We start from the raw sequence: 14858 nt of genomic DNA, 5'->3' as shown, positions 1-14858 counted from the left end.
GACAGGCCGGATCAGGCGGATTCGCGCTCCCGCAGGCGCTGGCTGACCACCTGCGTCACGCCGTCGCCGCGCATCGACACGCCGTAGAGGGCGTCGGCGATCTCCATCGTGCGCTTGTTGTGGGTGATGACGATGAGCTGGGAACTCTGCCGCAACTCCTCGAACAGGGTCAGCAGCCGCTGGGTGTTGGTGTCGTCGAGGGCGGCCTCGACCTCGTCCATCACGTAGAAGGGCGAGGGCCGCGCCTTGAAGATGGAGATCAGGAACGCCACCGCGGTCAGCGAGCGCTCGCCGCCCGACAGCAGGGACAGGCGCTTGACCTTCTTGCCCGGCGGCCTGGCCTCGACCTCGATGCCCGTGGTGAGCATGTCGGTGGGGTCGGTGAGCACGAGCCGCCCGTCGCCGCCGGGGAAGACCCGGGTGAAGATCTGCTCGAACTCGCGGGCGACGTCCTCGTAGGCCGAGGCGAACATCTGCTCCACGCGGTCGTCGACCTCCTTGACCACGGTCAGCAGGTCGCGCCTGGTCTTCTTGAGGTCTTCCAGCTGCGAGGTCAGGAAGGCGTGGCGCTCCTCCAGCGCGGCGAACTCCTCCAGCGCCAGCGGGTTGACCTTGCCGAGCTGGGTCATCTGCCGCTCGGCGGCCCTGGCCCGCTTCTCCTGCTCCTCGCGGACGTACGGGACCGGCGGGTCGCCCGGGACGGGCGCGTCGGGGCCGTACTCGGAGACCAGCGCCTCGACCTCGACGCCGAACTCCTCCATCGCCCGCTCCTGGAGCTGCTCCAGCCGCAGGCGCTGCTCGGTGCGGGCCACCTCGCTCCCGTGGACCCGGTTGACCAGCTTGTCGAGCTCCTGACCCAGCTCACGCACGCGCACGCGGACCTGCTTCAGCTCGGCGTCGACGGCGACGCGGGCGAGGTCGGCGTCGTCGCGCTCGCGGGAGGCGAGCTGGATCGACGAGGCCAGCGCCCCGAGCACCTGCCTGGCGCCCTTGCTGACCGCCTCGGCCAGCAGAGCCTGCCGCCGGCGCCTGGCCCGCTGAGCGGCGGCCTGGGCGCGTTCCTGGCGCTCGCGCTGGGCGGCCCGCAGCAGACCGTCGGCGCGGCCCTCGATGCCCTTGACGCGCTCCTCGGCGGTGCGCACCTGCAGCCGGGTGTCCATCTCGCGCTGCCGGGCCGTCTCGCACGTGGCGGCCAGGTCGTCGCGCAGGTCGGTGGTGGGCTCGGTCTCCAGCTCCTGGGCGTACTCGGCCTCGGCCAGCCGGATCTCCAGCTCGGCCAGCTCCTCCAGCCCCTCGGTACGGGAGTCCTGGGCGGCGGTGACGCTGCGGGCCAGGCGTTCGGCCTCGGCGTGCGCGGCGTGCGCGGCGGCCTCCAGCTGGGCCAGCCGCCTGGCCGCCGCCGCGTTGCGCTGGTCGGCCTCCCGCTGGCGGGCCCTGACCTGGTCGAGGACGCCCTGCGCGGCGCTCACCCCGGCCTGGGCGGCGGTGACCGCGCTCTGGGCCTCGTTGACGTGCGCCTGGGCCGCCTCGACGGCCGTCTGGGCCGCCTGCTCGGCCTCGATCGCCTGGTCGAGCGCCTCGGCCGTCTCCTCCGCCGTGGCCTCGGCCACCCGCAGGTCGTGGACGGCCTCGTCGAGCGCCGCCCGCACCTGCAGGACGGAGGTGCCGCCCGCGGACCCGCCCCCGGCCAGATGGGCCCCGAGGACGTCGCCGCCCTCGGTCACCACGCGCAGCTCGGGACGCCGCCCCACCAGCTCGCGCGCCGCTTCGAGATCGGCGACCACGACGACCCTCGCCAGGACGTGGTCGAGCGCCGGCCTCAGCTCGTCGGGCACGGTGACCAGATCGGCGGCCCACCGCCCGCCGTCCGGCACGGCGGGCCGGGATCGCGCAACCTGGGAGTGATGCGCGGTGTCCGAAACCCCGGTCTCGGCCACCAGCAGCGTGACCTGCCCCGCGTCGGTGCTGCGCAGCAGGCCGAGCGCCTCGACGGCGGTGTCGAGCGTCTTGACGGCGACGGACTCGGCGACCGGGCCGAGCACGGCGGCGACGGCCAGCTCAGCACCCGGCGTGACCTGCATGGAGGCGGCCAGCGGGCCCAGCACCCCGGCCAGGTCGGCGTCGAGCAGCGCGGCGCCGCCGTCGCCCTTGGCCAGGCCCAGCTCCAGGGCGTCGCGGCGGGCCTGCAGCGCGGCCACCGAGCGCTGGGCCTCCTGGTCGGCGGCGCGGGCCGTGGCGACCCCCGCCTTGGCGGCCTGGACGGCGGCCCGCGGCGCGCCGAGCCCGGCCTTGGCCTCGTCGGCGGCCACGCGGGCCTCGTCGGCGGCGGCCCTGGCCTCCTCGACCACGGCCTGCGCGGTGGCCAGCTCCTCGGCCAGCGCCGGATCGGCCGCCGGCTCCTCGGCCCGCTCGGTCTCCAGGTCGGCCAGCGCCTGACGTTCGCGCTCGGCGGCGTCGGCCACGGCCTTCTCCAGCCGGCCGATCTCCTCCTCGGCCGCGCGCGCCCTGCTGCGCACGGAGTCGACCTGGCCGCGCAGCCTGGCCAGGCCCTCGCGGCGGTCGGCGGCGGCACGGGCGGCCATCGCCAGGCGCCGCTCCTCCGCGCCCAGCTCGGCCTCGGCCGCGGCCCGCCGCTCGACGGTCTCCGCCAGCAGCTCCTGGGCGTGTTCGAGCTCGGCCCGCAGGACGTGTTCCTGCTCGCGCGCCTCGCCCGCCTCGCGTTCGAGGTCTTCCGGGTCGCGGCCGCGGCGTTCGATGGCGGCGGCGTCGAGGGCGTGGCGGTGGCGTTCCGCGGCGAGCTGTTCGAGGCCGGTGATGCGCTCGCGCAGGGAGGAGAGCCTGAAGAAGGTCTCCTGGGCGGCGCTCAGCCGGGGCTGGGTCTCGGCCTCGGCGGCCTCCAGGGCGGCCTCGCGCTGCTGGCCCTCGGCCAGCTCGGCCTCGACCTGGTTGCGCCGGGCGGTGACGGCGGCCTCGTCGGCGGCCTCGCGTTCGAGCGTGGCGCGCAGGATGCACAGGTCGTCGGCGAGCAGCCGCAGCCGCGCGTCGCGCAGGTCGGCCTGGATGACGGCGGCCTTGCGGGCGATCTCCGCCTGGCGGCCGAGCGGCTTGAGCTGGCGGCGCAGCTCGGTGGCGAGGTCCTGCACCCGGGTGAGGTTGGCCTGCATGGCGTCGAGCTTGCGCAGCGCCTTTTCCTTGCGCTTGCGGTGTTTGAGCACGCCCGCGGCCTCTTCGATGAAGGCGCGGCGGTCTTCGGGCCCGGCGTGCAGCACGGCGTCGAGCTGGCCCTGGCCGACGATGACGTGCATCTCGCGGCCGATGCCCGAGTCGGACAGCAGCTCCTGGATGTCGAGCAGGCGACAGGTGTCGCCGTTGATGGCGTACTCGCTCTGCCCCGACCGGAACATCAGCCGGCTGATCGTGACCTCGGTGTAGTCGATCGGCAGCGCGCCGTCGGAGTTGTCGATGGTCAGCGTCACCTCGGCCCGGCCCAGGGGCGGCCTGGAGGAGGTGCCGGCGAAGATGACGTCCTCCATCTTGCCGCCGCGCAGCGACTTGGCGCTGTGCTCGCCCATGACCCAGGCCAGGGCGTCGACGACGTTGGACTTGCCCGAGCCGTTGGGACCGACGACGCACGTGATGCCGGGTTCGAGGCGCAGGGCGGTCGCGGAGGCGAAGGACTTGAAGCCGCGCAGGGTGAGGGTCTTCAGGTACAAACGCCGACCCTCCTCCCCGGCCTCGGCTGAACGGGCTTCGGAAAAGCCTACTGGTCTCGGCCGCCCCTCGTGGGCATGTCGATGACCAGCGCTTTTTCACCAGGGAAAATAACAAGGGACGCCTCTTCGAGACGTCCCTGGGTCTTGCGCTCCGATCACTCTCAGGTGAGTGCCGGCTCGCGCTCCTGCAAGCGACTGAGCGCTTCGTCGCGGGTTTGCGCCGCAAGAGCGTCATTCGTGGCCTGAAGTCGGATGAGTTCTGCCTCCAGATCCCGGATACGCTGCTGCAAGCGGCGCATCTCCGAGACCATCCGAGGGTCAGGACCGCCGACGTGGCCGAGTAGAGCCTTCGCCATGGTAAAGGGTCCTCCACGCTGAGTGACCAGACTGGTTCGCGCACTTCTATTCCGCGGGAGGGGTGCGCGTGGTACTTAACAAGAGTCGCACCGGCAGTGTGGGCGGTCAAGTCGATCCAACCGCAACGCCCTACTGATAGGCACTCCCGACATACAACTATACCCTATTTGGGCCGTTTAGCAAAAGCGACTACCGCTCTACAAAACCGCCCAAACTACCTCGGGGTTCACTCCATCGTTCCACTACTCCATCGACCCTTCCCGGCGTGTCACAACCTTTGAGCAGCTCCAACAGCTTGACGCACGCCTCCCGCGGCCCCTCGGCGACGACCTCGACCCGGCCGTCGTCGGTGTTCCGCGCCCAGCCGGTCAGGCCGAGCTCCAACGCCCTCGCGCGCGTCCACCACCGGAAGCCCACCCCTGGACCCTCCCCCGCACCCAGGCGGTTACTCGGACGTTTTCCGAACCTTTGTCGCCATTACTCTTCGTATCCGTCATGCCGCCACCGTCTCATGCCGCCGTACGACTTCCATGGCCAACTCGTTGAAGGCCAGGATCGAGGCCGTACGTCCGGCGCGCAGCCAGGCCAGCCCCAGGATCGACGGAGGCAGGCCGTCGACCGGCACGAACGCGATGTCGGGACGGCGATGGTGGTCGGCGCTCGGCTTGCAGAAGAGCATGCCGCCGCGGTTCAGTGCGACCTGCGTCAGGCCCTCCTGGGTGGTGGCCACCGAGCCGGCCCGCGCGATCGGCCGCCCGGAGGGGGTGAGGGTGGGGGCGATGTGCTCCTGCCAGCGGCGCGGCGCGGGTTCGTCGAGGCCGAACAGCGCCACCGAGGCCAGTTCCTCGGCGTCGACGCCGGCGCGGGCGGCCAGCGGATGGCGTACCGACAGCCCCAGCTCGACCGGGCAGTGGTTCAGCTCGGCGCCGCCCTCGAGATCCGGCTCCTCCAGCGGCAGCAGCGTGAACGTCAGATCCACCCGCCCCTCGCGCAACTTGCTGAACGGGTCGGAGAGCGGCACCTCGACCAGCTCCACCATGCAGCCGGGATACCGCCGCTCGAACGCCGCCACGCTGCCGGTGACGATCTCGGTCGGCGTGGCCAGGAACCCCACCCGCAGCAGGCCCGCCACCTCCCGCGCCGAGGCCGTCGCCCGCGACACGGCCGCCGCCATGCCGTCGTAGGCGGGCCGCAGGTCGGCCAGGAAACGCCGGCCGAGCGGCGTCAGGCGCACCCGCCTGCTGGTGCGGTCGAACAGGCGGCCGCCGATCCGGGTCTCCAGCGAGCCGATGAGCTGGCTCACCCGGCCGGGCGACAGATACAGGCGCTCGGCCGTACGCGCGAAGTGCAGCTCCTCGCTCAGCACGACGAAGCACTCCAGTTCCCTGAACTCCATGCCACTCCCCGGACGCGATCGCTTAGCCTGCCTAAAGCAAGGCTTCGAGCTTCGTCATTGTTCCGCCTGCTGCCGATGACAAGGCTGAACGGCATGACGACTCTTGAGACCTCCACTGTCGCGCGGGCCCGCTGGCTCGCCGTCCTCGCGGTCGCGGTGGGCACCTTCACCATCGTGACCAGCGAGATGTTGCCCGTCGGCCTGCTGACCTCGATCGCCGCCACCTTGGGGGTGTCCGACGGCACGGCCGGGCTGATGATGTCCCTGCCGGGGCTGGTCGCGGCCGTCTCGGCCCCCGTGCTGGCCCTGGCCACCCGGCGGCTGGACCGGCGTGTCCCCTTGCTCAGCCTGATGGCGTTGCTCGCGGTGGCCAACCTGGCGGCGGCGTTCGCGACGAGCTTCCCCGTCATGCTGGGCGCGCGGGTGCTGACCGGGATCAGCATCGGCGGGTTCTGGGCCTTCGCGGCCGGGCTGGGCCTGCGGCTGGTGCCCGAGCGATCGGTGGGCCGGGCCACGTCGGTGATCCTCGGCGGCGTGTCGGTGGCCTCGGTGCTCGGCGTGCCCGCGGGCACGCTCATCGCCTCGGCGGCGGGGTGGCGCACGTCGTTCGCGGTCATGGGCGGGCTGGCGCTGGTGCTGCTCGGGTTGCTGGCCGCCGTGCTGCCGCCGATGCCGGGCGAGGACGCGTCGGGCGGCTCCCGCGCGACGCTGCCGGGGACGCTGCGGGTCGTGCTGGCGGCGACCGTGCTGATCATCACCGGGCACTTCGCCGCCTACACCTACGTCCGGCCGTTCCTGGAGCAGGTCGCGGACGCCGGTCCCGGCCTGGTCAGCGTCGCCCTGCTGGTGTACGGCGCAGCCGGCGTCGTCGGCAACTTCGTCGCGGGCGCCAGGGCGGCCCGCGACCCCAAGCCGGTGCTGATCGTCCTGGCCCTGCTCATCGCCGGGTCCACGGCGGCGCTGGCGCTGGTCGGGCTGCCCCTGGTCATGCTCGTCGTGTGGGGCCTCGGCTACGGCGGCGTGGGCGTGGCGCTGCAGCTGTGGATCATGCGCTCGGGCGGGGGCGAGCTGGGCACCGCGCTGTTCGTGGGGGCGTTCAACGTCTCGATCGCGCTCGGCTCGTTCGTCGGCGGCCGGGTGGTGGACGGCGTGTCGATCTCGTCGGTGATGTGGCTGGGCGCCGCGCTGGCCCTGCTCACCGCGGCTTTCGCTGGCATTTGGGGCAGGAGTACGACGACCGGTTCATGAACGCCTCCCGCCTGATGGGCGTGCCGCAGCGGGAGCACGGCAGGTCGCGGCGGCCGTAGACCTCCAGCGAACGGTCGAAGTAGCCGCTCTCGCCGTTGACGTTGACGTAGAGGCTGTCGAAGGAGGTGCCGCCCTGCTGCAGGGCGGCGCCCATCACCGTGCGCACGCCGGCCAGCAACTCGGCGACCTTCGGACGGGTGAGCGTCTCGGTGGGACGGGCCCAGTGGAGCCGGGCGATCCACAACGCCTCGTCGGCGTAGATGTTGCCGACGCCGCTGATCAGCGACTGGTCCAGCAGCGCCCGTTTGATCTCGGTGCGCCTGGCCCTGAGCCGGCGGGTGAACTCCGCCTCGTCGAACGACGCCTCGAACGGGTCGGGCGCGATGTGCGCGATCGGCGCGGGCACGCCGCCGACGAGCGGGGTCAGCATGACGTGGCCGAACGTGCGCTGATCGACGAAGCGCAGGTCGGGGCCGCCGTCCTCGAATCGGAGGCGGACGCGCAGGTGCTTCTCGGGGGGCGTCTGCGGATCGACGACGAGCAGCTGGCCGCTCATGCCCAGATGGGCCAGGAGGGCCTCCTCGCCGCCCGACAGGGGCAGCCACAGGTATTTGCCGCGGCGCTCGGCCGACAACACCGTACGACCCTTCAGGCGGGCGGTGAACTCGTCGGCCCCGGGGACGTGCCGCCTGATCGCGCGCGGGTGGAGCACCTCCGCCGCGGCGATCTCGCGGCCGACGACCCATTGCGCCAGGCCGCGCCTGACGACCTCGACCTCTGGCAGCTCAGGCACCGTGCACCAACCGTCCTCTCGACTTCCCCGGCCGCAGGGCATGCCGTGGCAGGGGAGGATCCGCAGTCACAACGCCGGACGCGGGCCGGGGCTTCCCGTGCGCCGGGGTCAGTTCGCGGGCTGGCTCTCGCGCTGCTCGCGGCGGGCCCGGATGCGCGTCCAGGCCGCCTCGGCCGCCTGCTGCTCGGCCTCCTTCTTGCTGCGCCCGTTGCCCGAGCCGTAGGACTCGCCGCCCACGCGCACCATGGCCGTGAACGACTTGGCGTGGTCGGGGCCGCTCTCCTCGACGTGGTATTCGGGCACGCCGAGCGCCTCGGAGGCGGTGAGCTCCTGCAGGGACGTCTTCCAGTCGAGCCCCGCGCCCAGCGAGGCCGAGCGCACGATCAGCGGGTCGAACAGCAGATGGACGACCCGGAACGCCTCGTCGAGGCCCTTGTCCACGTAGATCGCGCCGATCAGCGCCTCCAGCGTGTCGGCCAGGATCGAGGACTTGTCGCGCCCGCCGGTGCCCTCCTCGCCCCTGCCGAGCCGCAGGAACCGGCCGAGGCCCAGGTTGCGGGCGACGTCGGCCAGCGCGCGCATGTTGACCACGGCGGCGCGCAGCTTGGCCAGCTGCCCCTCGGGCAGGTCGGGGTGGTTGCGGTAGAGGGTGTCGGTGACCACGAGACCCAGCACCGAGTCGCCGAGGAACTCCAGGCGCTCGTTGGTGGGCAGGCCGCCGTTCTCGTACGCGTAGGAGCGGTGCGTCAGGGCCCGCTCGAGAATGTCGGGGTCGAGGCCGACGACCAGGACCCGCTGCAGCTCTTCCCTGGCGACCTCCACGGCCACCGGCTTAGGACCTGCTCCCACGTGTTTCCTCCTCGGACATCTTCACAAGGCGGCCGCGGAAGATGCCCGAAAACGTGGTGGGCGTCGGGGTAACGTGTAGCCCCGGCGTCCACCACGGCCGCGGGCGAACCGCCGCCGTACGCATCTACAGACGTTAACGCCGACCGAGGCACAATGGCACCCGGTCGGCATCACGTCAACTGCTGACGGTGAAACCCGCCGCGAACATGACGGGCGGGCCTGCTGTCAGTGTGATCAGGCGGACGGCTCGATGACCTGACGACGGTTGTAGGTGCCGCAGGTGGGGCACGCGATGTGCGGCTGCTTGGGCGAACGGCACTGCGGGCAGCTCACCAGGGCGACAGCAGTCGTCTTCCACTGGGAGCGACGGGCGCGGGTGTTGCTCCGCGACATCTTTCGCTTCGGGACGGCCACGTCACTTCTCCTGATCGTTATCGTTCTCGGAAACCAGACCTTGCAACGACGCCCAGCGGGCATCGATCTTCTCGTGCCGGTGATCGGCGCCGGCCTCGGCCAGCTTGATCCCGCACTCCGTGCAGAGCCCCTCGCAGTCCTCGCGGCACACGGGGCTCAGCGGCAGTGCGAGCACCACCGCGTCACGGAACGTCGGCTCGAGGTCGAGCAGCTCACCGTCGAGCAGTGAGTCCTCCTCCGAGGCGTCCTCGTCGGAGTAGAAGAACAGCTCCTGCAGATCGACCTCGATGTCCGAGGTGATCGGGTCAAGGCACCGCGCGCACTCCCCGGCGAGCGGGGCGTGCGCCGTGCCCGAGACGAGCACGCCTTCCATCACTGCTTCGAGCCGGAGGTCCAGCTCGACTTCGGCGTCTTTGGGGACACCGATCATGTCGACGCCGAGGTTAGCCGGTGCCGGAAGGGACAGGGTCATCTGCCGCATCGTGCCCGGTCGCTTCCCCAGATCATGAGTGGAGAGCACCCAAGGGGAGCGGGGGTCGAGGTGCTGAGTCATCTGCTCTCGCTAGGCATGGCGAAGACGCTCGCCGTCGTACAAGGCCGAAATGAAAGGATACCAGGTCGCGGTCAGCCCCTGAGACGCTCGATGAGCAGCTTGTGCACCAGGTCAGGGACCAGGCCGGACACGTCGCCACCATACCGCGCGATCTCCTTGACCCGGCTGGAGGACAGGAAGGAGTACTCGGGGTTGGTGGGCATGAAGAGCGTCTCGACGCCCGAGAGACGGTAGTTGAGCTGGGCCATCTGCAACTCGTAGTCGAAGTCGCTGACGACCCTGATGCCCTTGACGATGGCGGGGATGTCGTTGTGCTTGCAGAAGTCCACCAGCAGGCCGTGGAACTTCTGCACCTTGACGTTGGGGTACTCCTTCGTCACGGTCTGAAGGATCTCGATCCGTTCGTCGACCGTGAACAGGCTGCTCTTCTCGATGTTGATGAGGACCGCCACGACCACCTCGTCGTACAGGCGGGCCGATCGGCCGATGATGTCGAGATGGCCATTGGTGATGGGGTCGAACGACCCCGGGCAGACAACGCGGCGCAAGACGCCTCCCAGGTCTACGGGTTCCCGGCGGCGCGACCGTACCAAACGGATGCTTCGCCGTATCTACGGACCCTCTCCTCAACATAACCTTCCGGCCACATCAAGGACTTTCCCCTCGTTTCCCGCTCGAACGCCACCAGCCCCTCGTCCATCAGCCACCCGTTGTCGCGCAGCAGCTCCAGGACCCGGGTGACCTCGCCGTCACCCAGCGCGTACGGCGGATCGGCGAAGACGATGTCGTACGGCTCCTCCGGCGGCCTGGCCAGGACCCGCTCGACCTTGTCGGCCACCAGCTCGGCGCCTTCGAGGCCGAGGGACTGGATGTTGGCCCTGATCGTCCGGATCGCCTTGGCGTCGGACTCGACGAGCAGCGCGTGGGCCGCGCCCCTGGACAGCGACTCCAGGCCCACGGCGCCGGAACCGGCGTACAGGTCGAGCACGCGGGCCTCGCGCAGGCCGTACAGGGAGTCGAGGGTCAAGAAGATGCCTTCCCTGGCCCTGTCGCTGGTCGGCCTCGTGCCCCGCCCCGGCGGCACGGCCAACCGCCGCCCACCCGCGCTCCCCGCGATGATCCGAGTCATAAGGTCCATTGTTCCGCATGTTCGCCCAGGTCAAGAGTGGACAAGTGTCGGCCTCGACTGCGCAAGGGTGATTCACATCGGCCGGATCGGCCCGCATGATGAGTCTGCGGCCTTCAAGGTGACCCACATGAAGGCCGACCGGCGTGATCGTGAGCCCTTCCGCACGCCGGTTCCCTCGGCACCTGACCCGAGGGTGGGCCCAGCCGGGGACGGCATTCGGGGGAGGCCGTCCCCGCGGCTGGGCCTTTAACTTCTTCTTTTTTTACGGCTTCGCGTGGTCTTCCCACTCGCCTTACTTCGGCTGATGGCCCTCCATGCAACGGCCTCTGACCCTTCACCGGCTCGCCGCCGTCACGCGAGCCTTCGTTGACCGGCTCCGTGGTTCTCCTGGGCCCTCACGTCTTCTCCAAGTACTCCGCCTTCTCGTCCTCCAGGAGGCGGGCTATCTCGGCGCGCAAGCCCTCATGGTGGGCCAGTTCGGGGTCGTCCGACAGGAGCTTTGCGGCTTCGTCCCGCGCTGTTGTGATGACGTCTTCGTCTCTCAGGAGCTGCAGGAGCTTCAGCGAGCTGCGCTTGCCCGACTGCGCCGCCCCCAGGACGTCGCCCTCGCGGCGCTGCTCCAGGTCGACGCGGGACAGCTCGAAGCCGTCGAGCGTGGCGGCCACCGCGTCGAGGCGGGCGCGGGCCGGGGTGCCCTCGGGGAAGTCGGAGACCAGCAGGCACAGGCCGGGCAGGCCGCCCCGGCCCACCCGCCCGCGCAGCTGGTGGAGCTGGGAGACGCCGAAGCGGTCGGCGTCCATGATGATCATGACCGAGGAGTTGGGCACGTCGACGCCCACCTCGATGACGGTGGTCGCGATCAGCACGTCGAGCTCGCCCCTGGTGAAGGCACGCATGATCGCGTCCTTCTCCTCCGGCGGGAGCTTGCCGTGCAGGGTGCCGACCCGGAGGTCCTGGAACGGCCCCTGGGTGAGCAGCTCGGCGACCTCCAGCACGGCCAGCGGCGGACGGCGGTCGTCGTCGCCCCCGCCGCCGCCAGGTCGCCCTCGTCGCCCTCCAGGTCGCCGATCCGCGGGCACACGATGTACGCCTGCCTGCCCAGCCCCACCTCCTCGCGCACCCGCTGCCAGGTGCGTTCGAGATAGTGGGGCTTCTCCGCGGCCGGCACGACGTGCGTGGTGATGGGCGCGCGCCCCGACGGGAGCTGCGACAACGTCGAGACCTCCAGGTCGCCGAAGACCGTCATGGCGACCGTGCGCGGGATCGGGGTCGCGGTCATCACCAGCACGTGCGGACGGCCCCCGCCCGCCTTCTCGCGCAGCGCGTCACGCTGCTCCACGCCGAAGCGGTGTTGCTCGTCGACCACGACCAGCCCCAGGTCGGCGAACTGCACGTGCTCCTGGAGCAGGGCGTGCGTGCCGACCACGATGCCCGCCGTGCCCGAGGCCGCGTCGAGCAGCGCGGCACGCCGCGCCGCCGCGCCCATCGAACCCGTCAGCAGCGTGACCGCCGTGCCGCCGAACATGCCGCCCTGGGCCAGCTCGCCCAGCATGTTCGTGATCGAGCGGTGGTGCTGCTGGGCCAGCACCTCCGTCGGGGCCAGCAGCGCGGCCTGGCCGCCCGCGTCGACCACCTGAAGCATCGCGCGCAGCGCCACCACCGTCTTGCCCGCGCCCACCTCGCCCTGCAGCAGCCGGTGCATCGGGTGCTCCAGCGCCAGGTCGGCCGCGATCTCCTCGCCCACCTGCGCCTGCCCCTCGGTGAGCGAGAACGGCAGCCGCCCGTCGAAGTCGGCCAGCATGCCGTCGGAACGCCTCGGACGCGGCCTGGCCGGCCACGCCGTGGCCGCCTGGCGGCGCTGGAGCAGCACCGCCTGCAGCACGAACGCCTCGTCGAACTTCAGCCGCTTGCGCGCCCGGCCCACCTCGGCGAGGTCTTTCGGCCGGTGGATGGCCACCAGCGCATCGGCGAGCGGCTGGAGGCCGTGCCTGGCCCGCAGCTCGGCGGGCAGCGGGTCGTCGAGCGGGCCCAGCGTGTCGAGCACCACGCCGACCGCCCGGCGGATCGCCCACGGCGTGACGTCCTTGCCCGCCGGGTAGATCGGCACCGGCGCCGACGCGAACTCCTCGGCGCTCGCCTCGCCCTCCTCGAACAGCTCGAACTCGGGGTGCGAGAGCTGCCAGCGCGGCTTGGACCGCGCCCCGAACAGCCCCACCTTGCCGGCGAACATGCCACGCCGCCCCGGCTTGAGCCGCGACTCGGCCACGTGGGAGCCCTTGCCGAAGAACGCCAGGTAGATGCGGTTGCCGTTGCCGTCGACGACCTCGGCCTCCAGCCACGTGCCGCCGCGGTTGCGCATGGGCTTGCGCATCAGCCTGGTCACCTCGCCGACCACGGTGACGTGCTCGTCGACCTCCAGCGCGTCGAGCGAGGTCAGCTCGCCGCGCTCGGCGTAGCGGCGCGGGTAGTGGCGCAGCAGGTCGCCGACCGTCTCCAGGCCGAGCACGCTGTGCAGCAGCTTGGCGGTCTTCGGGTCGAGCGCTTTGGTCAGGGGCTCGTCGAAACGGCTCACGGGATCCAGTTCTACCGCCTGCGGCCGACAGGAATCCCGCACCGGGCCCCGGAGTCGCCCGCGGAGGGGGCTCGCACCGGGCCCCGGAGTCGCCCGCGGAAGGGGGCCGTGCCGCTACTCGACGCCGATCAGCAGCGGGTAGCCGCCCTGCTCGCCGTCGTAGACGACCAGGTCGACGTCCGGCCGCGTGCGCCGCAGGTGGTCCTCCAGCCGGACGGCGAGCCGTTCGGGCAGGTCGGCGCCGGTGACCAGGGTCACCAGCTCGCCGCCGCCGGCCACCATCCTGTCGATGATCAGCCTCGCCACGCGCTCCAGGTCGCCGCCGATCACCGCCACGTCCCCGTCGATCAGGCCCAGCACGTCGCCCGGCCGGCACACGCCCGCGCTGGTGAACGCCTCCCTGTCCGCCACCGCCAGATGTCCGTACCTGGTGTGGCCGGCGGCGTCCGTCATGGCCACCACGTCGTCGTCGAACCGGCGCAGCGGGTCGTGCACGGCCAGCGCCGACAATCCCTGCACGGTCGCCCTGGTCGGCAGGACGCTGACGACCACGCCGTCCTCGCGGGCGATCTCCGCCGCCGCGACGGCGACCGCGAGGACGCCCTCGTCGTTCGGCAGCACGGCCACCTCGGCGCCCGCCTGCCTGATCGCGGCCAGCAGCTCGGGCAGCGCGGGCCGGGTGCCGGGCGCGCGGCGCACCACGACCGCGCCGCTCTCCTCGAACAGCGCCGCGATCCCGTCACCGGCCGCCACCGCCACCACGCCCCTGCCCGCCCTGCCCCGGTGCGTACGCTCGGCCAGGTACGTGATCCTGACCCGGTGCGGACGCCCCGCCCGCAGCCCCGCCTCCACGGCCGCCCCCGCGTCGGCCACGTGCACGTGCACGTTCCACAGGCCCTCGCCGCCCACCACGACCAGCGACTCGCCCATGGCGTCGAGCTCGTCGCGCAGCCCGGCCACCGCCCGCTCGTCGGCGTCCAGCAGGTACATCACCTCGTAGCCGGCGCCCACCTCGGTCATCGGCGTGACCCGCCCGGTCGGCGCCGGCACGTCGTAGTGGTCGCTGTAGGAGTCGGTGAGCACGGCGGCCAGGGTCTCCAGCACGATCGCCGCCCCCGCCCCGCCCGCGTCCACGACCCCGCTGCGGGCCAGCACGTCGAGCTGCCCCGGCGTACGGCGCAACGCGGCCCGCGCCTCCCGCGCCGCCTGCCGCGCCACCTCGCACGCGTCGCCGTCGGCGTCCCGGGCGGCCCTGGCGGCCGACTCCAGCACGGTCAGCACCGTGCCCTCGACCGGCCTGGCCACGGCCTCCCGGGCGAGCGTGGCCGCCCTGCGCAGGCCGGCACGCAGGTCGGAACCGTCCTTGAGCACCTCGGCCAGCCCGCGCAGCGCCTGGCTGACGATGACCCCCGAGTTGCCGTGCGCCCCGACCAGCGCCCCGTAGGCGAGCGTCTGCCACACCACGGCGGCGTCGACGTCGTCGGGCAGGGACTCGACGGCCTCGGCCGCCGACAGCATGGTGAGGTGCAGGTTCGTGCCGGTGTCGCCGTCGGCCACGGGGAACACGTTGAGTGCGTCGATCTCCGGTCTCGCCCGGCCGAGTGCGTCGGCGGCCAGGCGGGCCCAGCGGCGCACCGCGGGCGGGTCGAGGGCCTTCATCTGCGCTCCTTCGACCTCCCCGCATGCGCTACCTTGTTGGAGGAGAATATCCCCGCACCGGTCACCGTCCAGTGCTCTGGTTCGCGCCCAATGGTGTGGATCAGATATTCTCGTCTGGCTGGCCGGTTGTCCCGGCATGCCCTCCGCCCGGAAAGCATCAGCGGACAGGGCTACA

At 71.8% G+C, this 14858-nt stretch carries 11 protein-coding genes and 2 pseudogenes; 1 reads left to right on the top strand and 12 read right to left on the bottom strand.

Features of this window, described 5'->3' with window-relative positions; translation table 11 throughout:
* Nucleotides 1-11: 11 nt before the first annotated feature.
* From smc to ACNF49_RS12495, 4 genes and pseudogenes are all read right to left on the bottom strand, one after another.
* A complete protein-coding gene (gene smc / locus ACNF49_RS12510; RefSeq protein WP_482943741.1) occupies nucleotides 12-3713 on the bottom strand; it encodes a chromosome segregation protein SMC in 3702 nt (1233 codons plus the stop codon).
* A gap of 161 nt (nucleotides 3714-3874) precedes the next feature.
* On the bottom strand, nucleotides 3875-4069 hold the full coding sequence (locus ACNF49_RS12505; protein ID WP_026214481.1) for a hypothetical protein: 195 nt from the start codon (nucleotides 4067-4069) through the stop codon (nucleotides 3875-3877).
* Between the two features lie 190 nt (nucleotides 4070-4259).
* A pseudogene (locus ACNF49_RS12500) lies at nucleotides 4260-4567 on the bottom strand (acylphosphatase).
* Nucleotides 4564-5466, bottom strand: coding sequence for a LysR family transcriptional regulator (locus ACNF49_RS12495; RefSeq protein ID WP_357973050.1), 903 nt, complete (start codon nucleotides 5464-5466; stop codon nucleotides 4564-4566). Before ACNF49_RS12495 ends, ACNF49_RS12500 begins: the two are co-directional and overlap by 4 nt.
* 93 nt (nucleotides 5467-5559) lie before the next feature.
* Here ACNF49_RS12495 and ACNF49_RS12490 point away from each other — a divergent pair, with 93 nt between their 5' ends.
* Entirely contained in the window at nucleotides 5560-6714 is a 1155-nt protein-coding gene (locus tag ACNF49_RS12490) for an MFS transporter (RefSeq protein WP_357973053.1), read from the top strand.
* On the opposite strand, the gene mutM is transcribed toward ACNF49_RS12490, so the two are convergent.
* The 8 genes and pseudogenes from mutM to ACNF49_RS12450 form a co-directional block, all read right to left on the bottom strand.
* Nucleotides 6662-7507, bottom strand: a complete 846-nt coding sequence (gene mutM / locus ACNF49_RS12485) for a bifunctional DNA-formamidopyrimidine glycosylase/DNA-(apurinic or apyrimidinic site) lyase (protein ID WP_357973056.1) — start codon at nucleotides 7505-7507, stop codon at nucleotides 6662-6664. The genes ACNF49_RS12490 and mutM overlap by 53 nt on opposite strands.
* A 108-nt stretch (nucleotides 7508-7615) precedes the next feature.
* Nucleotides 7616-8335 carry a ribonuclease III gene (gene rnc / locus ACNF49_RS12480; RefSeq protein ID WP_482945522.1) on the bottom strand — a complete coding sequence of 240 codons (720 nt, stop codon included), beginning with the start codon at nucleotides 8333-8335 and terminating at the stop codon, nucleotides 7616-7618.
* A 255-nt stretch (nucleotides 8336-8590) separates the two neighbouring features.
* Nucleotides 8591-8770, bottom strand: a complete 180-nt coding sequence (gene rpmF, locus ACNF49_RS12475) for a 50S ribosomal protein L32 (RefSeq protein ID WP_033409409.1) — start codon at nucleotides 8768-8770, stop codon at nucleotides 8591-8593.
* Nucleotide 8771: 1 nt separating this feature from the next.
* Nucleotides 8772-9323 carry a YceD family protein gene (locus ACNF49_RS12470; RefSeq protein WP_357973059.1) on the bottom strand — a complete coding sequence of 184 codons (552 nt, stop codon included), beginning with the start codon at nucleotides 9321-9323 and terminating at the stop codon, nucleotides 8772-8774.
* A gap of 71 nt (nucleotides 9324-9394) precedes the next feature.
* Nucleotides 9395-9871, bottom strand: a complete 477-nt coding sequence (gene coaD, locus ACNF49_RS12465) for a pantetheine-phosphate adenylyltransferase (protein ID WP_352324821.1) — start codon at nucleotides 9869-9871, stop codon at nucleotides 9395-9397.
* A gap of 14 nt (nucleotides 9872-9885) precedes the next feature.
* Nucleotides 9886-10452, bottom strand: a complete 567-nt coding sequence (rsmD, locus tag ACNF49_RS12460; protein ID WP_352352150.1) for a 16S rRNA (guanine(966)-N(2))-methyltransferase RsmD — start codon at nucleotides 10450-10452, stop codon at nucleotides 9886-9888.
* Nucleotides 10453-10847: 395 nt separating this feature from the next.
* A pseudogene (gene recG, locus ACNF49_RS12455) lies at nucleotides 10848-13024 on the bottom strand (ATP-dependent DNA helicase RecG).
* A 114-nt stretch (nucleotides 13025-13138) separates the two neighbouring features.
* Nucleotides 13139-14683 carry a DAK2 domain-containing protein gene (locus ACNF49_RS12450; protein ID WP_357973065.1) on the bottom strand — a complete coding sequence of 515 codons (1545 nt, stop codon included), beginning with the start codon at nucleotides 14681-14683 and terminating at the stop codon, nucleotides 13139-13141.
* Between the last annotated feature and the right edge of the window lie 175 nt (nucleotides 14684-14858).

Source organism: Actinomadura sp. ATCC 39365, assembly GCF_054392275.1.
The sequence above is the reverse complement of the archived record's forward strand: the minus strand, read 5'-3'. Positions and strand labels throughout refer to the sequence as shown.